Source organism: Gramella sp. MT6, from assembly GCF_019357415.1.
Classification (GTDB): Bacteria; Bacteroidota; Bacteroidia; order Flavobacteriales; family Flavobacteriaceae; genus Christiangramia.
In genome coordinates this window covers 3,697,795-3,719,629 of record NZ_CP048410.1, presented here as the reverse complement: position 1 = coordinate 3,719,629, position 21,835 = coordinate 3,697,795, and the positions used below count along the sequence as shown (strand labels likewise).

The 21,835-nt window shown below is 39.5% G+C and carries 15 protein-coding genes; 6 read left to right on the top strand and 9 right to left on the bottom strand.

The window, feature by feature from the left end:
* Window positions 1–65: 65 nt before the first annotated feature.
* Entirely contained in the window at window positions 66–3,971 is a 3,906-nt protein-coding gene (locus G3I01_RS16825) for an AsmA family protein (protein ID WP_219549883.1), read from the bottom strand.
* A gap of 245 nt (window positions 3,972–4,216) precedes the next feature.
* A complete protein-coding gene (locus G3I01_RS16820) occupies window positions 4,217–5,290 on the bottom strand; it encodes an acyltransferase (protein WP_219549881.1) in 1,074 nt (357 codons plus the stop codon).
* Window positions 5,291–5,529: 239 nt separating this feature from the next.
* On the opposite strand from G3I01_RS16820, the gene G3I01_RS16815 reads away from it, so the two are divergent.
* The 3 genes from G3I01_RS16815 to G3I01_RS16805 are packed head-to-tail and all read left to right on the top strand — an operon-like array spanning window position 5,530 to window position 8,064.
* Window positions 5,530–6,309, top strand: a complete 780-nt coding sequence (locus tag G3I01_RS16815) for an ABC transporter permease (RefSeq protein ID WP_219552857.1) — start codon at window positions 5,530–5,532, stop codon at window positions 6,307–6,309.
* On the top strand, window positions 6,309–7,061 hold the full coding sequence (locus G3I01_RS16810) for an ATP-binding cassette domain-containing protein (protein ID WP_219549879.1): 753 nt from the start codon (window positions 6,309–6,311) through the stop codon (window positions 7,059–7,061). The genes G3I01_RS16815 and G3I01_RS16810 overlap by 1 nt, the downstream gene beginning before the upstream one ends.
* Before the next feature lie 4 nt (window positions 7,062–7,065).
* The gene (locus tag G3I01_RS16805; protein ID WP_219549877.1) at window positions 7,066–8,064 is read left to right on the top strand and encodes an MlaD family protein; all 999 of its coding nucleotides are present in this window, start codon (window positions 7,066–7,068) and stop codon (window positions 8,062–8,064) included.
* On the opposite strand, the gene G3I01_RS16800 is transcribed toward G3I01_RS16805, so the two are convergent.
* A complete protein-coding gene (locus G3I01_RS16800; RefSeq protein WP_219549875.1) occupies window positions 8,061–8,849 on the bottom strand; it encodes a patatin-like phospholipase family protein in 789 nt (262 codons plus the stop codon). The genes G3I01_RS16805 and G3I01_RS16800 overlap by 4 nt on opposite strands.
* Window positions 8,850–9,011: 162 nt before the next feature.
* Window positions 9,012–9,209, bottom strand: a complete 198-nt coding sequence (locus G3I01_RS16795) for a hypothetical protein (RefSeq protein WP_219549873.1) — start codon at window positions 9,207–9,209, stop codon at window positions 9,012–9,014.
* 418 nt (window positions 9,210–9,627) lie between these two features.
* Between G3I01_RS16795 and G3I01_RS16790 the strand changes: the two genes are divergently transcribed.
* From G3I01_RS16790 to G3I01_RS16780, 3 genes are all read left to right on the top strand, one after another.
* On the top strand, window positions 9,628–10,668 hold the full coding sequence (locus G3I01_RS16790; protein WP_219549871.1) for a c-type cytochrome: 1,041 nt from the start codon (window positions 9,628–9,630) through the stop codon (window positions 10,666–10,668).
* A 99-nt stretch (window positions 10,669–10,767) separates the two neighbouring features.
* The gene (locus G3I01_RS16785; RefSeq protein ID WP_219549869.1) at window positions 10,768–11,448 is read left to right on the top strand and encodes a Tat (twin-arginine translocation) pathway signal sequence containing protein; all 681 of its coding nucleotides are present in this window, start codon (window positions 10,768–10,770) and stop codon (window positions 11,446–11,448) included.
* Window positions 11,449–11,469: 21 nt separating this feature from the next.
* Complete coding sequence (locus G3I01_RS16780) at window positions 11,470–11,880, top strand: DsrE family protein (RefSeq protein WP_219549867.1); 411 nt, start codon at window positions 11,470–11,472, stop codon at window positions 11,878–11,880.
* A gap of 64 nt (window positions 11,881–11,944) precedes the next feature.
* Here G3I01_RS16780 and G3I01_RS16775 read toward each other — a convergent pair whose 3' ends face one another.
* From G3I01_RS16775 to G3I01_RS16755, 5 genes are all read right to left on the bottom strand, one after another.
* On the bottom strand, window positions 11,945–12,802 hold the full coding sequence (locus tag G3I01_RS16775; protein ID WP_219549865.1) for a universal stress protein: 858 nt from the start codon (window positions 12,800–12,802) through the stop codon (window positions 11,945–11,947).
* Between the two features lie 345 nt (window positions 12,803–13,147).
* Window positions 13,148–16,174, bottom strand: coding sequence for an SbcC/MukB-like Walker B domain-containing protein (locus G3I01_RS16770; RefSeq protein WP_219549863.1), 3,027 nt, complete (start codon window positions 16,172–16,174; stop codon window positions 13,148–13,150).
* A complete protein-coding gene (locus tag G3I01_RS16765) occupies window positions 16,175–17,395 on the bottom strand; it encodes an exonuclease SbcCD subunit D C-terminal domain-containing protein (RefSeq protein ID WP_219549861.1) in 1,221 nt (406 codons plus the stop codon).
* Between the two features lie 111 nt (window positions 17,396–17,506).
* Window positions 17,507–20,632 (bottom strand): efflux RND transporter permease subunit, encoded by a 3,126-nt coding sequence (locus G3I01_RS16760; RefSeq protein ID WP_219549859.1) that lies wholly within the window; start codon window positions 20,630–20,632, stop codon window positions 17,507–17,509.
* A gap of 6 nt (window positions 20,633–20,638) precedes the next feature.
* The gene (locus G3I01_RS16755) at window positions 20,639–21,835 is read right to left on the bottom strand and encodes an efflux RND transporter periplasmic adaptor subunit (protein WP_219549857.1); all 1,197 of its coding nucleotides are present in this window, start codon (window positions 21,833–21,835) and stop codon (window positions 20,639–20,641) included.

Genomic DNA, 21,835 nt, shown 5'->3' with positions numbered 1-21,835 from the left:
TTTCCATAAATTTAAGCAAAGGAGAGCTCAATTTCGCTTTTCAGACCTTAGGAATCCCCATTTAATTAATTCTCTTTAGACTTTTCCAGTTTGCTGTTGCCCAGTCTGAACTTTGTTTTCAGTTTTCGCTCTCGCTCCTTTTTGCTTTCTTTATCCTGGATGATCTGTAGGTAAAATTTGGCTCCCGACTTTTCAAATGAGACCTTCTCAGGTAATTCAAGACCGTCCCTGCTCTTAAAAATATTATTCCAGGGAATAGAGATCCAGAGGTTATAATATTCGCCAGGCTTGAGTTCTCCTTCTACGAATAATTGCATCGCGGTAGATTGTATCTGCGTTCTGGGCACCATGATCTTACCGTCTATAACCTCGAAGGTTTGTTTGATAGGTTGGAATTCTAATTTTTCAAATCGTTCTTCTTTCAAAAGCACCACGCTTTCTACCAATGGTTCATAATCATAAAGAGCCAGTTCTGTGATATTTACCATCATAGTTCCGTTGAGGGAATTCATTTTCAGTTTACCCTGCTCACCCAAGATTCCGTTTACATCGAAATTCAAATCCATTTCACCACTGATCTTTTCTGCTTTCCGCAGTTCGTCATCCTTGAAATAATCAAGGTCCTTTACTAACTTTTCAATCGCGAGATCTTCGATATTCATCTGAATTCGAACAGGCAAATTCTTGGAGGTTTCAAGACCTGCCTGAAACATAAGTTTAGCCGACCCCTCAAAATACTTTAAACTAGTATTGTGTATTCTCAGGTCTCCGCTGTCATTAAAGCCAATTTCTGAAGCGAAATCTGAAACTGCAATATTATCATAAATGAGGGTGTCGATCTGAAAACTGGCAGAAGGGAAATAGGAATTATTGAGGTTGCTTAGTAATTCCTTCAGGTTTTTCATTTCGAATTGACTGGATTTTGAACTGTCCTTTTTCTTTCCGTTACCCCCAACAAATTTTTTAATATCCTCGCTATGTAGATAAGGAGACCGAATCTTAAATGAAGAATTATGGGAATCTATCGCCTGTTCGTTATTGATGAAATTGGAGAAATTATCTATCTGGCCGGTTATATCTATAGAGCTTTTACCGGGCAGTTTAATATCCAGGCGTTCCAGGGTAGCAAGGTTATTTTTGATGTAAAGGTGGAGACTGTCTACCGGGACCTGTATAGAAGTACCCTTGATATCTACTCTGGTCTTTCCAAGGATTAGATCTCCGCTGGCGTTTGAATTCATGATCTTAAGATCCCTGGCCTCCCCGTTATAACTTCCACTGAACTCAAAATTCCCAGATCTAAGATCGAAATTTACCGTTTGTAAAAGATCATTCAGATCTTTAGACCTTCCCGATGCTTCTGCTGAAAACTTAAAATTAAAGGGATTTTGATTGGCCACTGACGCCGTGGTTTCCTGTGCTGCCAGCTCACCCCTTATCTTTGCTTTGGAATCCCTAAAATGGATTTCCAGGTCTTCGAGTTTTAGGATTGAATCGTTCTCAAAGTATACTTTTGCGGCAATATTTTCGGCCTTAAGATCTTTGTAATTCAGAGTGTCTACCACTAGTTCAAATTCGGGATCAAACCTGTAGATATCAGTAAAAATAGCTGCCAGATCCCGTTTTTTAAGTGATTTATCTGCTTTTTCAAGGTCCATTGAATTTATGGTTTCTAACCACTCATCTATATCCACCAAAGGTGCATCCAGGCGCACAAATACCTTTCCGTTACTTTGAATGCTGTCCAGAAGGAAACCTGGAAAATCTTCAATTCGGCCTCGAAGGGCAAAAGGTTGATGTTCATCAATTTCAACTACGAACCTATCCAGTTCAATTCCAGCATTATGTACGGCCACTTTAAGTGAATCAAATTCGATGTCTATCGCCGCTTTCGGATAGTAGAAACTAGCATTCAGTAATTTCAGGTCACCGTTGATATTACCAAGTAATTGTTCGGTTTTTTGAACATTGCCGGTAACATTTCCGGAGAAATTATATTCGCCTGCATTAATTTCTAATAACTGAATATTAAAAAGATCCTGGAATATTTCTAAAGGACCAGAAGAGTTTGCAACTACATTTAAAAAAATAGGCTCTTCAAAATTATTATCGGGTTTGGGGATCTTTAAAGTTCCTTCAAGCTCGGTAAAGGCATCCTGGAAGATAAAACTCAGGTTACTGAAACTAACCGTTTCCGGATCTATAAGTTGAATATCGGCTTCCAGAACTTCATAATTGTTATTATTATACTCTACAGAATTAATATCCAGCCTGAAGCGCGGCTGGAATTTCCTGTATATCGCATTAAAAGTTTGATGTAAGGTCTTTAAATCATTCTTTGATCTTTCTGCCGGTGGAATAAATTCCTTGGCTGTGATAATTAGCTCATTTATGTTCAGCGCATCAGACTCTAGAAATACATCTGCTGTTGCGGGTTTTTCCGGTTCATCGGCTAGAAGCGATGAGATATTTTTGATAGTGCCTTTAAAGACAAATTGCTCTTCATTCGGTAAATTAACTATAAGGTTTTCTAGTATCGAATTCTGGTTATTCAGTTTGATGTCCAGTAACTGTACAGGTAGTTGCAGGTTATTTTCATTCAGAATTACGCGGGTATTTCTCAGGGTAAATCTTCCGGTAGCAGAATTAAAAACTTCTCCGGCACTGGGAATGTCGCCGATGATCCTGGCATTAAGGTCAAATGTACCACCCAGGAAATTGAAATTGCTGTTTTGCATGATCCTGGCCAGGGTCTCATTGGAGCCATACAATTTAAGGTTGGCATCTACATAATTTAAAGCTTCTTCTGAAGATTGAAAATACGAATCTCCGGCTTCAATTTTTAGGTCTTCCAGGTCTGCATTAAGATCTTCAAAATAAATTTTGATATCACGACGCGATGGTTCAAAATCTTCGTCCTTATCATTTTCAAGCGTATTGGTAAGGTATCCGCTGAGATTGATATTATCCAGTTTAAGACTGTCGTTAATGCTTCCGGTATTTCCTGTTGTGGAAAAGTCGGCATCTATAAATGGAATATCCCCATATAGAAACTTACCTTTTAATCGAACCTCTGCAGTGATAGCTTCTGAAATTTCATAAGCAGAAAGCTTCGTAGAAATATTTTCAGGCAAAAGTTTTTTCAGTTCCTGAAAATTGGTTTCATCATTCTGAAGAGAAAAGTTATAGCTGTTAGCTCCGTTAAAATCGAAATCGGCCTGGGTCTTAAAACTTTGACTTCCTATTTCCAGAAGGAATTCAGGAATATTTAGAAGATTGGTATTCTGGTCAAGCTGAAATTCAGGATTTCCGGTAACCATCGCACTATTGAGGTAACTTCCTTTCCTGGTATTGAATCCCAGGGCATTTACAATTCCTTTGAAATGAAGCCTTCCACTTACTTTTTCATCCTTAATTTGAATCTTACCGGAGGCATCAATCACTTCCACGTTGAAATACTTGTGGAGCATACTGTCTTTGGAAACAAATTTTATATCGCGTAACCTGAAATCTGTTTTTTTAGATAACCATTCAGGCAGATCGAGACCCGTTGAAGGGTTAGCTTGTTTTTGATTTTTTAATCGAATATATTCCTCTATGGTTTTTTTAGAAATAACCTCGGTTTGAATCTCGGCATTTTCGATCTTAATATTTTTGAATTCAAGATTTCCGCTTAAAAGATCGGTCGCAGCGATACTTACCTGGGCTTGCTTAATAGAGATCGAGGAACGTTTATCCAGGATCGTATCGAAACTGCTTTGATAAATGTTGTTAATGGTAAAACCAACATTTGGGAAACCGCTTAAAAAGGTGGCGTCTACATGCCCGATTTCTAACTGCCCACGGCTATTATTTTTATACCAGTCCTGCAATTGATCGATAAGCAGGTCGCGGTTAAACCAGCCAATCGTGAACAGGAGTGTCGGGGCCAGCAAAAGCGCTGCCAGGATAAGACCTATGCGTTTGAGCAATTTAAGCCTGGTTTTCCTATGTTGAGTAGGTTCGGGTTTCACGATTTAGAGCTTAGGAGATCTGGTTTTTATTCCTAGTGCCGATAATTAGCTAATTCTTCAGGAAATATCGTCAATTTAATTCTTTTTTTCAGTTTTATGAATTTTACTGAAACGGTTACTAAAACGTTGCTTTATTTGTAGATAAAATATTCATCCATTTCTATTAGAATGCTGATAATTTGGATTTCGGGAAGAATTTGAAATTAGGAGCTAAAGTTCTTCTGGGATAGTTTTTTTGCTGTGGTAAGCCTTACCCTGGATAATGGATATTCCACCAAAAGATAAGTTAGACTGGAAAATAGAATGGTTAAGGCCAGGTATGCAATGCTGTTGTAATATTTGCTCCCGAGGTTATAATCATGAAGGATAAAAATAAAAAGGCAGTGGAACAAATAAATACTGTAAGAGATATTCCCAATGTATCGCAGGATCTTCCATTCGAATATTTTAGAAAAAAATCCCTTGCTATCTTTTACGAGGACCATTAAAAGACCTATCAATATTGCATAGGTTAAAAAACTAATATTGAAGTAATGTCTGTCCACCACTAGTAAAGGGAAGATAGAATCAACGGTAATGAGCAATCCCAGGATTATTGGAATGAGCAGATCATAAGAATACGGCCTGAACCTTAATTGGTCTATTATTCCCAAATAGGACCCAATTATAAAAAATGGTATATAATTCACTAATCGGAAATACTCAAAATCTAGCTGCTGAAAGTATAGTGTAGAAATCAATACAATTGATACCAGAAATGCCTTAATGTGGTTTATTTTCCAACGAAATAATTTAAATGCTAAATACACTATAAGGGGAGAAATAAAATAATATTGGAATTCGACCCTAATAGACCAATACATAGCTTTTGCCTCCTGAAAGGTCAAATGCTCCAGTATACCTGATGGATATTTTATGATATTCAAGGTAACAAACCCGAAGCGGTATGATATATAGTAAACGATAAGAGAAATAAAGAAAAGTGGGAAGATCCTCAAAAATCGACGTAAAAAATAGTTACACCAGTACTGTATATTACCAAGCCCATTTATTAGAGCTTTGCTAATTTGCATATCCAATAGATAAGCAGAAAGGACAAAAAATATAAAAACTCCAAGTTGACCTAAATAGGTAAAATCCAGGATGAAATCAATTCTATCGGTAACTTCACTTCCATGCGCCAGAACAACGAATAATACCGCCATTCCTCTTAGACCATCAAGACTTTTAATATGTTCAGGTTTTCCGTCTTGAGGAAAAAATATCTCTTTGAGCATTTACCTTAAGCTAGACTTTTGGTAGGGTAGGTTATTGATATCTCAAAACTATTAATTTTTTTGAATTTATGAGTATAGGAGGTGTATAACTTTTAGGGATAAAAAAACTATAGATTCAATATTTATAAAATTCCCTTATGAGCCGCTAATTTTCTTTCTCATCAAAACAAATCTGATCAAAGTCATTTTCCCAAAATTATTTCGTAGGTATATTAGATTGAAATTCAGAACTTTATATGATGCAGGATTCTGAAGATATTTGGGGTAATGTAAAAAGTTTTTTTACAGAAGCGGGAGATATGGCCTATTTCGCCGGCCGGTTTTTCGTGGAGGTTTTCAAGCCACCCTTTGAGTTCAGAGAATTATTGAGACAGTGCTATAATATGGGGAACCGGTCTTTACTACTGGTAGGCGTAACCGGGTTTATACTTGGTTTGGTTTTTACCCTGCAATCCCGTCCAACCCTCATGGAATTCGGAGCAGAATCATGGATGCCTTCTATGGTAAGTATATCTATCGTAAGGGAAATTGGGCCTGTGATCATTGCCCTTATCTGTGCCGGAAGGATAGGCTCAGGGATCGGTGCAGAGCTTGGTTCCATGCGTGTAACCGAGCAGATCGACGCCATGGAAGTTTCTGGAACTAACCCTTTCAAGTATCTTGTGGTTACGCGAATCCTTGCTACGACATTAATGTTACCGCTACTAATAATTATAGGTGATGCAATTGCGGTTCTAGGTTCTGCACTTATCGAAAACCTGAAAGGAGAGGTTTCCTTTGTTCTATATTTCAACAAGGTATTTCATGCGCTTAAATTCTCAGATATCATCCCGGCAACTATCAAATCCTTTTTCTTCGGCTTCGCCATAGGTTTGGTAGGATGTTATAAAGGATATTATTGCTCCAAAGGGACCGTAGGAGTAGGGGAAGCGTCTAATGCCGCAGTGGTTTATACTTCAATGCTATTGTTTGTGATAGACTTTATCGCTGTTTTTGTAACCGACATATTCTATGGATAATGGAGACATCTACAAACATAGAACCGATACTTGAAATAAGGGATCTTAGAAAATCCTTTGGCGACCAAAATGTTTTGAATGGTTTCAACCTGAAGCTTTTCAAAGGAGAGAGCCTGGTGGTCATGGGAAAATCTGGTTCCGGAAAATCTGTGATGATAAAATGTTTGGTGGGATTGATGCAGGCAGACAGTGGTAGCATAAAGATCAAAGACAGGGATATCAGTACTTTGGGTAGGGCTGAACTGGACCTGCTAAGAACGGAGATAGGTTTCCTGTTTCAGGGGAGTGCCCTGTATGACTCTATGACCGTAAGGGAGAACCTGGAGTTTCCATTAAGAAGGCATAAAAAGAAACTTCATATGGATGGCAGTACTGAAGGCCTGGTGCTTGAAGCCCTCGAAAATGTAGGTCTGGCAAATGCCATAGATCTAATGCCTTCAGAATTATCTGGTGGTATGCAAAGACGAGTGGCCCTGGCCAGGGCACTTATCTTAAAACCAAACATTATTCTTTATGACGAACCAACCACTGGATTAGATCCGATCACTTCCAAAGAGATAATCCAGCTAATGAGAAACATTCAGGAAACCTATAATACCTCATCACTTATTATAACTCATGATGTGGATTGCGCCAGGGTCATTTCTAACCGGATTATCCTGCTGGTGGACGGAATAAATTACGCTGAAGGAACTTTTGAAGAACTCGTGCAAAATAAAGATCCTAAGGTTCAGGCCTTTTTTAAAAATTAGAATTATGGAAAAGTCAGTATCACAACGTATCAAATTAGGGGTTTTTGTAGTGGTGGGAACCTTACTGCTTATCGCTGCTCTTTATTTCATAGGCAACCGCCAGCACCTTTTTACTAAAAACATGGTGGTTTTTTCTGAGTTTGAGAATGTGAACGGTCTGCAAATAGGGAACAACGTGCGTTATTCTGGAGTTAACGTAGGTACAGTTAGTAAAATAGAAATGCTGGAAGAATCCCGTATCCTGGTTCAAATGATGGTTGAAGAATCTACCGGAATTTATATTAAGAAAGATGCGACAGCTACTATAGGATCAGATGGTCTTGTGGGAAGTATGGTGGTAAATATTCTCCCGGGAAAAGAAAGTCTGGCCTCCATAAACTCGGGTGATACGATTGCCTCTTATAGCAGAATTGGTGCAGATGATATGTTGTCTACCTTAAACGTTACCAACGAAAATGCTGCTCTCCTAACTTCAGACCTGCTTAAGATCACCAATAAGATCCTGGAAGGTAAAGGAACCTTAGGCGTTCTGGTGAGTGATTCAACCCTGGCTAATGATATTCAGTTAACCCTGGCAAGTTTAAAGGAAACCAGCAGACAAACTACCATTGCCATGAATAAGATCAACAGAGAACTAAAGCAGATTAATTTCAGCGAAAGCCTGGCAGGGACCTTGCTCGCGGATACTGTTTCCAGGGATCGAATGGAAAATATTATTATGGAACTCGATTCTTCCAGCAGTAATATTATGGCCATAACCAAGAATGTTGAATCTATATTAGACGAGATAAAGAACGGCGAAGGAGCACTTAATTACCTTACTCAAAACGAAGAACTGGTGAAAAATATAGATACAACGCTTATCAATATCAAGGAATCGTCGGTTAAGATGAATGAAAATATGGAAGCAATGCGGCATAACTTTTTGTTCAGGGGTTATTTTAGAAAACTGGAGCGTCAGGAACGGAAAGCAGCAAAAAAAGCGGCGAAAGATAAAGATTAAGATGATAGTTTTTCAGTCTTATTTGAAAGCAACTCGCCTTTTTCCTCTAATATCTTTACTGCTTCTCGATACCCCAGATCAAATATCGCGTCCATATTCTTCAGGCTGAACAAGCCGTAATCCCCCAGTTTTTTTGGTGAGATCATCAGGTCACAATACTTGAATTTTGAATGGCACTGGTGGTCGAGGCTTATCTGGTAGGCCCGGGTGATAACCTGGTAAGAATGTCTTAAGCCTTTAACCTGAAACTTTCTAAGCGGATTCACATAACCTCCAATGATCTGGTCGCAGCTGTGTTGTAGCGGTTCAATTGGGAAATTGTTGGTGATTCCCCCATCAGCATACATCGCTTCATTGAATTGTACGGGAGTGAAAATTCCTGGGATAGAGGCAGAAGCCAGTAATGGCCTGATGAGCTCGCCAGAATCAAAAAATTTCAATTTTCCATCGATCAAATTAGTGGCGGTGATATAAACTTTTTTCTTAAGAATGCTGAAATCATCTTCTGAAAAGAATTTCAGAAAATCATTATAGAATTTATTGGTGTCTATGAAGCCGGGTTTATTACGGGCATAACGCTTATAATGAAAAATAGGAACCGATTTAAAAAAACCAAGTATTTCTTTCCAGTTAGCTCCTGAGGCATACATCACTCCAATTATAGCTCCCGCACTGGTCCCAGAGATATGAGTGATCTCGATACCGTATTCGTCAAGGGCTTTTAGAAAACCAATTTGCGCCACGCCGCGTGCACCACCGCCGGAAAGAACTAAACCTGTATTCATTACAAATAATTTTTTAAAAATTAGCAAATAGCTTTTATAGCCGGAATTATAAATCTTATTCAGCCTGTTATTTCTTCAGATTGATCTGTATTTGAGTTTATTCAGAGGATTCCACTTACCGTGAACGGGTAAAGGTCACCAATTAGATCATTCCTGTTTTCATCATTCTTTGTGAGACCTGATCAAGCCTTTTAAGCTTTCCAGGTATTCTTTAAGCACTTTATTAGTTATATCTGGATGCTCAAAGCTGGGAATAGTGATGGGTTCTTCGTCAATAAATGAATAGAGTTCGGGATAATCTGTTTCAAGTTTCAAGGTCAGCTTATTGATTTGCTCCAGTATTTTAGTGGAAAGTACCATGTTGCTGCGTTATTAATATTCTATCTAAGATAATACTTAAAATTGAAGAATCGTATGATGGTAATCCGGTAAAAGTCTAAAATTCAGTATGATGATTTAAAATGATTCCCTTTTTCAATTTAATAATGAACTTTGTTTTAGCGACAAAATCTTCATTAGGATGAATAAATTAAGGATAGACCTTATGAAGGTTGTCATTTAGCAAGGTGAATGGCTTAAACGAATTCTGAGATTTTACCAAAGTGCTTTTATTCAAAATTTTAGAAAGTCAAAATCATTTTGGATGCTGAAAGCATCTTCTAACAAAAAGCTGCTTATAAATTTTAGTATCACATTGATAATATTCGTAATTTTAATAAGGTCTATTAACCAATTTGTCCTTGTCTGCCTGCTTATAATCCATTAAAAACAAAGGATTATGAATTTAAAGTCTTCAAATAAAGGACGAATTCGACGGCAGTTAATCATTGTTTTTTCATTCCTTATCGTACTGCTCATCATTATTTATCTCTTATTTGATTATGGTGCCTTTGAACCTGAATATGAGGAGGTCGATAAAAAGGAAAATATAGATCCACTTACCGCAGACTATGAGACATTTTATCTGGACGATTCTAAAAAGAATAAACAGATAAAGTATGGTTTCGAACTTTTCACAAATACTGCTAAATACCTTGGCCCCTCTAATGGAAAGGAGGACATGATCTATTCAGGTAATAATCTCGCCTGTAATAATTGTCATCTAAATGCTGGTACAAAGTCTTATTCGGGAATGTTGATAGGGGTGAATAAACGCTTTCCCCAGTTCAGAGGTAGGGAGAATAAGATAGGTAGCCTTGAAGAACGCATAAACGGTTGTATGGAACGAAGCATGAATGGAAAGGAACTTCCTCCCAATGGTAAGGAAATGAAAGCCTTCTTAGCTTATATGGACTGGCTTAGCCGTTATGCTCCGGAAGATGGCAAAGTCGAAGGAATGGGTTATGCCAGGATCGAGATTCCAAATCGTGCAGTCGATCTCCAAAAAGGTGAACTATTATTCCTGAAAAAATGTGCTTCCTGTCATGGAGAAGATGGGCAGGGGATCGCCCTGAAGAATTCCCCCGGCTACCTTTATCCTCCACTTTGGGGTGAGGACACATATAATACCGGCGCGGGAATGACTAGGGTTATAACTGCGGCAGAATTTATCAAGGCGAATATGCCCTATGGTGTAACTTATGAAAAACCGGAATTGACCGATGAGGAAAGTTACGATCTCGCCGGGTACATTAATCATAAAGACAGACCTGTAAAATCTAATCCGGATTTTGATTTCCCCGATCTTAAGAAAAAACCGGTTTCTACACCTTATCCACCATATGCAGATACTTTTTCTGTTTCTCAGCATCAGCTTGGTCCTTTTCAACCAATAATGGATTACTATCAGAAAGAGTATGGGATAACCAAGACCAAATAAATATTTGTTGAGTAATTTTAAAACACTGGTTTTTAGGTATTTATAAATAATAATAGTTTAAATTTATTAACAATCGTTTAATCAAAAAATCATATAAAAATGAAATCTGATCAATTAAATGCAACAAGGAGGGACTTTCTGGGGGCTATGGTCCTTGGAGCCGCGGCCAGTGGAATATCCATTTTGGCCAATCCTCTGGAAGCTAAAATTTCGGCTTTAGACAAAAAGAGCATAGGTGACCCTGAGAAATGGTTTGACAAGATCAAAGGTTCCCATAGGGTAGTTTTTGATGGATCTACTCCACATCAAAATTTTCCAGTGATCTGGAACTGGGCGTGGTATTATTCAAATAATGGTGCGGGAGCCATCGATGATGATCTAACCGGGATGACTGTTATAAGGCATGATGCTATCCCATTCGCTATGAACGATAGTGCCTGGGAAAAGTATAACCTTGGTAAAATGTTCGATATAAAAGATAACACTACCAAGGCGGCAGCAATTCGCAATGTAGTGTATGAACCAAAGGAAGGGGATATGCCTATGCCTGTGGTAGAAGGGATTAAAAAGCTACAGGATAGGGGAGCCATGTTCTGTGTATGTGACCTGGCGCTGAATGTTTATAGCGGTATGGCTGCACAACAAATGGGTATGGATGCCAACGAGGTGTATGAAGAATGGAAGGCTGCAGTGCTGCCAGAGATCCAGATCGTGCCTTCAGGAGTCTGGGCATTGACCATGGCACAGGAACGTGGTTGCGCCTATATTTTTGCAGGTTAGCAATAACTTAAATTGAACATTATGAAAAAGTATTTAATAATTTTCTTTAACTGTTTTTTTGCGCTGAACCTATTAGCTCAGGAAAATCCGGTTAAGATTGTATTTGATGTAACTAGCGATGATGTTAAGGTGCACCAGAAGGCGGTAAGACATGTGAAAATGATGTCTGAAGCATACCCAGAATCAGACTTCGAGATCGTGGTCTATAGCGGTGCGCTGGATATGGTTTTAAATGATAAGTCCTCGGTCGCTGATGATCTCACTAAGCTAGCCCAGGATGAACACGTGACAGTAGCGGTGTGTAATGGCACAATGACCAGAGAGAATGCCGATAAATCTGCATTATTGCCGGGTGTGATCGTTGTTCCAGATGGGATACTTGAAATTGCTCAAAAACAGTCCCAAGGCTGGAGTTATATAAAGGAACAGTAGATCAGTTCAAATTCCGGAATCCTGGGATAGATAACTCTGGATCCCGGAATTTGAATGATAAATTTTAATTGATCTCTTTAAGTATTAATACCGGTAATTTAGGATCAAAATTTATTTCATTTGATCTAGTGGGTCTGAAAAGACGCGAGAAGAAACCCTGTTTTCTTTGGTAAAGTGCCAGAAAATCACTGTCCCTGCTTTCAATGAATAAATGTACCCCGGTAGAAGGAGTGGTTTGAGTTAGCATATGAAAAGTGAAAGATACATCGGCAAAATGTTTGCTAAGTTCTTCCTTGTTTTCTTCCTGATCTTCAGTTAATTTTTTATTCTCACTATTGATATAAAGTATTTTTATAGAAGCATTCAGCCCTTTAGCTAATTCCATAATGGGAACCAGTTCCTTCTGTTTAAAAGGTAATCTCAGGTTCGTTGGAAATACAATTTCGAGAGTTTTCTCGGTTCTCAATTCAAACTGTTCCGGCACTACCAGCAGAGGACATTGCTCAATTTCTTCGGTAATTTTTGAAATCTTACTGTCGTTGGAAGGATTTATTCCAGCGGTTTCCCCGTCAGATCCAAGTACAATCAGATCAATACCATACTTTTCGGCACTTTCCTGAATCCCATCTACCAGATTCCCTTTGAATGAAATGGTTTTGAATTGATGTTTAGGATTCTCCTTTCTAAATCCTAAACCTTTCATCATACGTTCCAGACCCTTTTCAGAAATCTCCTCTTCGCTCTCTTCCTCGTCATCTTTAGCCTTACCAAGTGGAATAGCCTCAGTTAAGAAATTTTGAGACTGGTATACGTTAATTAGATAAAAGGTACAGGGATGTTTTTTATAAAGGTTCATGGAAAATATCAATGCATTCCACGAATGTTTTGAAAAATTTGTAGGGACTAAAATGTTCTTCTCCATATACAAGGGATTGAATTGTAAATATACTCAGCCAAAATTCATAATTAGAATTTGTATCGCCTAAAAAATATTAATTAAGTAAAATATTCTGAATAATGGTGAAAACGGTTTTAATCTTGAATAATTTAGGTAAAAAATTGCAAATACATCAATAAATAAAGCTTTTCGGCTTATTTCTTTAAAACTAGAGCTTCATTTTTATCGTAAATATATAAAACTAAAGAAGGAGGTTTTATATGGAAAAATAAAGATTAAGTATAATTACAATGATTGTTTAACTAATTATTAATCATTGAATTAGCCTAATAAATGAAGCCCTGTACCAATTACAGGGCTTTTTTTTGATCACCTAATGCTTAAACTACTATAGCCCTGCCCGTTCCTGGTAAGTTTTATCTGTGTAGAAATTCGCTCTTTCAATGAATCTACATGACTAATAATTCCAATGGTTTTTGAACTTTCTGCCTGTAACTTTTCCAGGGTGTCAAGGGTTTGATCCAATGTTTCGGGGTCCAGGGTTCCAAAACCTTCATCTATGAAAAGGCTGTTGATCTCCACATTCTTCGAGGCGAGGTCAGATAATGCCAGGGCCATACTTAAACTTAAAATAAAAGTTTCGCCACCAGAAAGTGTTTTCACAGATCTGCGCTGCCCGCCCATATGCTCGTCGATTGCTACCAGGCCATCATCTTCTTCTGGTTCGGGTTTGTCGATAAGGTAACGGTCGTTAAGATCCTGCAATCGCACGTTGGCCAGTTTTAGTAATTGTGAAAGTGTAAGGTCCTGCGCAAAGTCATTGAATTGTTTCCCTTTGGAATCCCCAATAAGCTCATTCAGCAATCTCCATCGTTTGGTTTGTTTTTCCTTTTCAGTGATCTGTTCCTGTAGTTCCTGCATTCTTTTTAGGCGTTCCTGCTGGTTTTTAAGTTTGCGTTCCAGTTCTTTGCATTCATTGCTCAGACTGGTGAACAGCGCATTTTTTTCCTCAAGATGCTCTTTTAACTTTTCTATTTCAGTTTCGGTATCTAGTTTTTTCAATTTTTCGAGCTGCTCGTTTAGTAATTTAATAGATGCTCTTGCATCATCTATTTGTTTAGAAAGCTGTTGTTTTTCCTGGCGAAGTTTCGAAGCTTCAGCTTCCGACATTAATGCTTTCCAGGCTTCTTCGATATTTTGAAAATCGGTATGAGCAATGAATTGGTCTAAATGCTGTTCGATCTTTGCGATTTGGTTATTTAGATCTGAAAGTTGTTTTTCATTTTCACCGGCTCTTTCCTGATAATTTGAAAAATTCTCTCGCAGTTTTATCCACGAATTGGAGATCTGCTGCACGTCTTTCTGAATATTGTTCCCTCTATAGATGGCATCCAGTTCTTTTTTCAATGCTTTTCCGTCGCTAATAATCTCCTTTAACTCTTTTGCGAGCGGAATGGCATTTTTGATCGCTCTGGACCTTCTTACCTGCTTATCAATTTCGATAATAACCTCCAATTTTTTTTCCAGTTCATCGGCGATCAACTCTATTTCTTTTCTTGATTCGAAACCTTCGAACTCGTTGAAATTGTTTGAAAATGTAGCCTTGCTTTTTTCCTGTTCTTCCTGAATTGTATTCAGCTTATTATTTAACTCATTCCTGCGCTTTTGAAGGCTTAAGAATTCTGCTTCCAACTGGTGAAGTTCTTTGTCGGCTGCCTGGGATTTGGCCTTTAGTTCCGCAATTTCCTTTTCCAAATCATTGTCTTCAAGGTCTTGCTGATGAGCATAGGGGTGATGTTCTGAACCACAGAGAGGACAGGCTTCACCGTCTTTTAATTTCTTTCGAAGATCATCCAGACTCGCCTTCATCAACTCGAGCTCTTTCCTTTGTTCGGAATTCTGAAGTTGGAGTTTGAGTGATTCTGAGGTCGCTTTTTTATCCTTTATCTTCCGCGGTAGTTCCTCAAAGATCTTTTCATCTTTCTCCAGTTCTTTCTCAATGTTTCGAATTTCAGAATTCCGGGTTTCAAAGTTCAGAAAAATATTGGCAGCTTCACGTGCTGTTTTGATCTCAGCTTTTGTTTTTTGGGAAACCTCTTCAAGGTTTTCCCCGGCCTCAATTTTTAAATGTTGATTGAGAATATCTTTTTTCTTTTCGGAATTTTCTAATTCTGAAGTAAGACTAATTATGGAGCCCTGAAGGTCCTGCTCATTAAAATTGATCGCGGTGTCCCGCAGTTCTGTTAATAGCTGTTCTTTTTTGGAAGCATAAGAACTAAGCTTGTTTTTCCTGGTTTCCTGTAGTCCGAGAACTTTCTCCCTGAAGGAATCCAGTTTTCCTGATATGGTTTCAGCGGTCACTGGCTCTCCAATTAGTTCAGAGCTTTGATTTAAAACCTGGGTTTGTTGCTCAAGGTTATCCTTTATAGCCGCAGAGATCTTTTCTTTCGTTTCGCTGGCCTCTTTCAGATTATTCTTATACAGATGCCAATCTCTTAACTGATCTGCTTCTGCCTGTACCTTTTCATGTTGTTTTAAAGGGAATCCATGTTCAGCATCGAATTTCCTTAATTCTTGGGTAGCTGTTGTTTCAATCTGTTTCTGCTTAAGGATCTCCTTTTCCTGAGCTGCAATATCAACTTTTAACTGGATAGCTTTTTTTAACTTTTCGATCTCTTTCTGATGATCCTCGCACTGACTGGTCTTTTTCTTTAGATCAGATTCATGTTGATCAATGATTTCATCTTCCAGCAGGTCATTTTGAATGACCTTTATTTCATTCTGTTGTTCCTGGATCTCACGATTTGCTTCTTTATTCTTTTCGAAAGCTTTGATTCCGAGTCGGCGATAGATTCCAGTACCCGTAATTTTTTCGAGCAATTCGCCGCGTTCCTCTTTTTTGGCTTTCAAAAATTGGGCGAATTCACCCTGGGCCAGTAAGACCGCTTTGATGAACTGGTCATAATTGAGTCCTATCAATTCCTCGTTCTTATTAGGAACCATAGACTTTTTCAGATCGAGTAATTTACCTGAATGATGATCATGGATCTCCATCTCATAATCATTCAGGTTACCATTTCTATTGATCTCAATGGTCCATTGCGAGCTATAAACACCATTATTACATTCATAGGTAACCCTCGCCATAGAATTTTTCTGGTTGCGGGTAAGTATCGCTCCTTTGCTCTGGATCTCATTTTTGGTGATCTTGCCTAAACGGGGCACATGGTTAAACAGGGCAAGGGAGATCACATCAAGGATGCTGCTCTTCCCACTACCCGTTGGGCCGGTAATGGCAAAAAGTGAATTGGTAAGAAAAGGTTCCTTGCTGAAATCTATTTCGTGAAAACCTTTCAGGGAATTGATGTTTTCGAATTCTACTTTCAGGATCTTCATTTATTCCGTAGTATTTTCAGATTGAACTTCTTCCAGAATCTCGTCAAAAGCGGCGAGGATCTCATTCCTATCTTGCTCAGAATATTCATGCCGGGCGATAAGCTCAGTAAAAACATCTTTTGGTTTCAGATCTTCAAGGTGTTGCTCGTTCTTGTAAAGTTCGGCTGCACCTTTAACCCTGTTCCTGAACTGTACCCGTTGCTTTACGATCTCGAACCCTTCACGGTTAAAATCATTCACCATGCTATCCAGCGCATATATCTTTTGGGCATCATATTGTTCCTCAACCAGGTCGACTTCGATCAAAGAGGTTAGTTCAGACTTATGTTCAAGGCTATTCAATTTTAACTGAAGTTCCTCCAGATTTCCGCTTAGTCTTATCAATTGCCTGAAATTTGGCAGGTTGATGCTTTCAGGTTCATATCCTTTTTCGATATCAAGGACCAGTACCCTTTTTTCATCTTTTCTTTCAGAAAATGAAAGTGGAATAGGGGAACCGCTGTAGAGAACTGGTATACCCGCATTCACTCGCTGCGGTTTATGAATATGGCCTAAAGCAACGTATTTGAAATATTCTCCAAACTGTGAAGCCTGGAATGCCGCCAGGTTTCCAATTTGAATATCCCGTTCGCTTTCTGAAGTTTCGATCCCGGCCGTATATAAATGTCCCATGGCGATAACCGGAATTTCAGGATATTTTTCCTGGCAAATTTCCGCAGCAGAATTGAAAATATTTTTGATGCCTTCTCTTATTGCTTCCAGCCGGTCTTCATAATTGCTGGCTCCTGCGCCCGACCTAAGATCTGCATCCCGCAGGTAGGAGATCGCGGCTACCACCAGCTCAATTTCCTGATTCCTATTATAAACCGGGATTAGGGTTTCTTCGAGATCTGTGGGTAAACCCCCAATCACTTCCATGTCCAGAGCCTTCATCAGGTCCTTGGGAGCGTCCAGCATAGAAGGAGAATCATGATTACCGCCGGTAGCGATGATCTTACAATTTAATTTCTGAAGCTTTATCAGTGCCTGGTAATATTGTTTTCTGGCTTCCGAAGAAGGATTCGCTAGGTCAAAAATATCACCTGATATCAATAGAACATCAATATTTTCTGATTTGATATACTCAATGAGCCAGTTTATGAAAAGATCGAAATCTTCCCTTAGCTCGTGTTTATGTAGTTTTTTACCAATATGCCAGTCGGCAGTGTGGAGTATTTTCATGTTTTTGGAACTTACCCTGCAAAGTAATTAAGTTTTAACGCCATTTCAAGTCGTCCCGGAAATTTTATACATAAAGAATTATATCAAAGATATGACCAAGCACAACCGAAATTAATGTTGAGATACCGGTTGCTTTTCCACGGTTTTTCCTTTCTCAACATATAGTCTTATATCTTCGGAGATCAGATATAAGCAGGGAACGATGACCAGGATGATCGAAGTTGCAAACACGATCCCAAAACCAAGAGATATTGCCATAGGAATAAGATAATAGGCCTGGCTCGAAGTTTCCAGGATGATAGGGGTCAAACCTCCAAAAGTGGTTAGGGTTGTGAGCATAATTGGCCTGAAACGCCTGATGCCTGCTTCGTGAATAGAATCGTATATCGAATTATCTTTTCGTTTTTTATTAGCATAATCTATCATGATAAGGGAGTCATTCACCACAACACCAGATAGGGCGATCACACCCATTAAACTTACCAGGGAAAGATCATAACCAAGCAAAATATGTCCAATCACTGCACCTACGATCCCAAACGGAATTGCGATTAATACTATAAGAGGTTGAGTATAACTATTAAATGCTATGGCCAGTAGGGCATAAATTAGTAACATCGCAATGCTGAAACCACTCCAGAGCGAGGAAGTAGATTCTCTCATATCTGCCTGGCTGCCTTCAAAACTCCAGGTAATACCGGGGAAATCGGCGCGTAATTGCGGCAGTACTTCCTGTTCTATAGAAGCCAGCACCTGGGAAACGGTATTCGCAGGTTCCACATCCATTCCTACTGTCACCACCCGGCTGCCATCTCTTCGGTTAATATTGGTGAAAGCTTCTCTTTGCTCTACATCTACCACATCCAGCAAAGGAACTTCCACACCTGTAGGGGTGCGCACCAGAAAGTTTTCCAGGTTCTGAAGGTCCCGTCGTTCTTCCAACGGTAGTTTTACCCGTACCTCGATCTCGTTGGTTCCCCTTAGCTGTCTCATGGCTAAAGCGCCATAAAACGCATCTCTAACCTGTTGGCCAACTTCAGAAGAGGTAAGCCCCAGGTTACGGCCCTCAGGTTTTAATTTGAAATCGTACTGCATCTTTCCCTTGTTGTAATTATCATTTACATCACGGGTATTGTTAAAGGCCTTTACTCTTTGCAGGAATGCCTGGCTAGCTCTTTCCAGGACATTGATATCTGGATGACTAAGGTCTACGCTAATGGCTTGCTGATAACCACCAGGACCTCTTTCCGCCTCAAAAGTGATCTGGTCTACTCCTTCGATATCTCCAATATTATCACGCCATAGTGCAATTACTTCCCTGGCCGTCATTTCTCTTTGGTCAGGAGGGCGCATTACGATCTCTACATCTATAAAATTCTGACCGCGCACATTCGTTTTTATTCCTTCAGCGACTTCATATAAATTATGTTCTTCAAACATTTTCCTGGTAGACTCTGTGATCTCTTCCGCTACCTTGGCAGCTTGTAGGGGAGTAGTGCCCACCGGAAGTGAAACTCCGGCTTCAATCTCATCTGCGGCAACCTCGGGCATCATGATCATTCCCATATGGTCGCTATAACCGTATGCTCCTACCATTAGTAAAAGAGCTATAGCCGCGGTAAGAGTTATGTAGCGAAACTCAAGACATTTGTCTAGCAATGGCCGGTAATATTTATCAATAAGCCTGTCGAAGCCCCGGGCAAATTTTTCCTGCCAGTCTTCAAATTTCCTGATAAACCCCTTCTTCTTTTTTATGGAAAGGTGAGCCAGGTGAGAGGGCAATATGAACAATGCTTCCAATAATGAAATGGCAAGTATCACAATTACCACAACTGGTAAGGGCCACCAGAATTTACCGGTTTCACCAGGCATAAAAAGCAAAGGCACAAAGGCGATGATCGTGGTAATTATGCTGAAAATAACCGGTCTAGAAACATCCCGCGTTCCTTTTATAGCAGCATCGATGGCACTCATGCCTTTCTGCCTATACTCGTATACATTCTCACCTACTACAATAGCATCATCTACTACGATACCTAACACTATAAGAAACCCGAACATCGAGATCATATTTATACTTACTCCCACCAGAGGTAGAAACAGCATTCCCCCAATGAAAGAAATGGCCATACCCATCATTACCCAGAAGGCAAGCCTGTATTCCAGAAAAAGAGTTAGGATCACCATTACTATAATAATTGCCAGAACACCATTTTCTGTTAGGAGCGATAATCTTTCACGATAATCTTCGGCCCGGTTACTATCTATTCGATATTCTATCCCAGGAGGTAATTGAAAGTCTTCCAGAATTTCATTAGTGATTTCAGAAATTTCAAGAGGGGACTGGTCGCCAACCCTGTAAATACTTAAACTTACAGCAGGCTGCTGATTGAACTGCCCATGAAATCCGGTTTCTTCGAAGCCATCTGTGATCTTTGCAATATCTTCAAGCACCACCTTGGCGCCAGAAGGGGAGGAAACGATCGTAATATTTCCAAACTCTTCTGCCCATTGCTTCCGCTCCTTCATTCTTAGAAGGATCTCGCCAGATTCGGTTTCCACGGCACCTGCCGGGACGTCTCGACTAGATCTTTCAATAATATCTGCAACCTGACCTAAAGTAAGATTGTACTCCCGAAGTTTATTTCTAGGGATCTCAATATGGGTCACATAATCTGGCACATTACCTAGTTCTACCTGGGTGATATTAGGATTACTTAGAAGCCGGTTCCTGAGCCTTTCTGCCAGTTGTCTTAAATTCCAGATATCAGTATTCCCAAAAAGACTTATTTCGAGCACATCCCTTTGCCTGGTTTGTAAATTTACCTGGGGTTCTTCGATATCATCTGGAAAGGTTCTTATACGGCTCACTGCCTGGTCTATTTCCTGAAAACTTTTCATTCTGTTCGTTCCAGCAATAAGTTCGATAGTAACATTTCCCGATCCCTCATTGGCAGTGGAAACGATCTCTTTGATTCCCTGGATACCTCGTACTGCTTCCTCTACGGGTAGTATGATGCCTTGTTCCACTTCGGCAGGAGCAGCGCCGGGATAGGTTACATTAACCTCTACATAATCCAATTGGAATTGCGGGAAGACCTCTTTCTGAATTTTAAACATGGTATAAATACCGCCACCTAATAATACCAGCATCAAAAGATTTGCGGCAATAGAGTTTCTGGCCATGTAGCCTATGACTCCCTCACGTCTTACCTTTTTTTCTCCATTCTCGCTCATAGCTCCCTAATTCATCATTTCTTTATTTCCTGTGGAGTTGCTATCCTTTTCTGTTCTCAGCTTTATACCGTTAGATACAGTGCTCAAATTGGTAACCACTACTGAATCTCCATCTTCCAGGCCTTTTTTGATATAGGAATATTTAGCATCTGTAAGCAAGATCTCTACATCTCTTATTTGTAGTTCCCCTTCTTGCATGACCCAAACCGTGTTATTACTTCTAATAAGATCACGGTTAAGCCTTACCACGTCTTTTATCTCTTCAGCCTGCATATGAGCTTCTACAAAAGATCCTATCATTAGTTCTGGTTTGTCCTTTTCTGAATTCCGGCCCAGGGGATCTGGAACCCGTACCAATACCCTGGCCAATCTCGTTTGATCATCTAATGCGCCAACCTGTTTATATAGATAACCTTCACGGAATTCACCTTCATTCCATGCCGAAGTACTTAAGATCTTTACCGGTGAACCCTTTTCAGAATCTGAGCCAGGGAAATGCAACCATTTGATCTTATTAACCGGTACGGTTAGGTTGATCCAGTAAAAATCTGTGCCAACCAGTCTGCCAAGATTATCTCCCGGGCTAACCTGCGAACCTATCGTTACATTCTGGCTAAGGATATGTGCATCAAACGGAGCTTTTATTGTCGTGCGGGAAAGGTTTAATTGAGCCTGCTGAACTGATGCCCTGGCCGATTTAAGGTTTGCTTCTACAGAACTTAGCTGAGGTTTTCTAAGAACAAGGGACTTTTGATCCTGAGAAAGGGAATCTATGCCGAGTAATTCCAGGTCCTGTTCTGCCACTTCCTGTCTTCCCATTTCAACATCCAGGTTTGTTTCTGCCTGCTGAAGTTCGCTTTTTCTTAATTCCAACGTGTTTCGATAATCTGAAGGATCTATCTGAAGAAGTACTTCTCCTTTTTTTACGAATCCCCCTGGAATAAATGAGTCATCGCGTCTTATTACCTGGCCGCCCACCAAAGGGCTTAACATCACATCTTCAACAGGCTGTACCGTTCCCGTAGCTACAATAATTGGTTTAAAATCTCCCTTTTCAGCTGGTTCAACTTTTACGAGCATAGCCATTTGTTTTGTAGCTCCTTCACTTTGTGCAGTGGGTTCGCTAAGAAAAATAAATGCAGTGATCACTACCGCGATTAGCAATATGACACCACAAATGATCAATATTTTTTTCGTACTCAT

Excerpts from the sequence above, each read along its gene's own strand:
- G3I01_RS16805 (WP_219549877.1), top strand. The coding sequence starts at position 7,066 with ATGGAAAAGTCAGTATCACAACGTATCAAATTAGGGGTTTTTGTAGTG.
- G3I01_RS16780 (WP_219549867.1), top strand. The coding sequence starts at position 11,470 with ATGAAAAAGTATTTAATAATTTTCTTTAACTGTTTTTTTGCGCTGAAC.
- G3I01_RS16815 (WP_219552857.1), top strand. The coding sequence starts at position 5,530 with ATGCAGGATTCTGAAGATATTTGGGGTAATGTAAAAAGTTTTTTTACA.
- G3I01_RS16810 (WP_219549879.1), top strand. The coding sequence starts at position 6,309 with ATGGAGACATCTACAAACATAGAACCGATACTTGAAATAAGGGATCTT.
- G3I01_RS16785 (WP_219549869.1), top strand. The coding sequence starts at position 10,768 with ATGAAATCTGATCAATTAAATGCAACAAGGAGGGACTTTCTGGGGGCT.
- G3I01_RS16775 (WP_219549865.1), bottom strand. The coding sequence starts at position 12,802 with ATGGAGAAGAACATTTTAGTCCCTACAAATTTTTCAAAACATTCGTGG.
- G3I01_RS16820 (WP_219549881.1), bottom strand. The coding sequence starts at position 5,290 with ATGCTCAAAGAGATATTTTTTCCTCAAGACGGAAAACCTGAACATATT.
- G3I01_RS16765 (WP_219549861.1), bottom strand. The coding sequence starts at position 17,395 with ATGAAAATACTCCACACTGCCGACTGGCATATTGGTAAAAAACTACAT.
- G3I01_RS16800 (WP_219549875.1), bottom strand. The coding sequence starts at position 8,849 with ATGAATACAGGTTTAGTTCTTTCCGGCGGTGGTGCACGCGGCGTGGCG.
- G3I01_RS16760 (WP_219549859.1), bottom strand. The coding sequence starts at position 20,632 with ATGAGCGAGAATGGAGAAAAAAAGGTAAGACGTGAGGGAGTCATAGGC.
- G3I01_RS16755 (WP_219549857.1), bottom strand. The coding sequence starts at position 21,835 with ATGAGTACGAAAAAAATATTGATCATTTGTGGTGTCATATTGCTAATC.
- G3I01_RS16790 (WP_219549871.1), top strand. The coding sequence starts at position 9,628 with ATGAATTTAAAGTCTTCAAATAAAGGACGAATTCGACGGCAGTTAATC.
- G3I01_RS16770 (WP_219549863.1), bottom strand. The coding sequence starts at position 16,174 with ATGAAGATCCTGAAAGTAGAATTCGAAAACATCAATTCCCTGAAAGGT.
- G3I01_RS16795 (WP_219549873.1), bottom strand. The coding sequence starts at position 9,209 with ATGGTACTTTCCACTAAAATACTGGAGCAAATCAATAAGCTGACCTTG.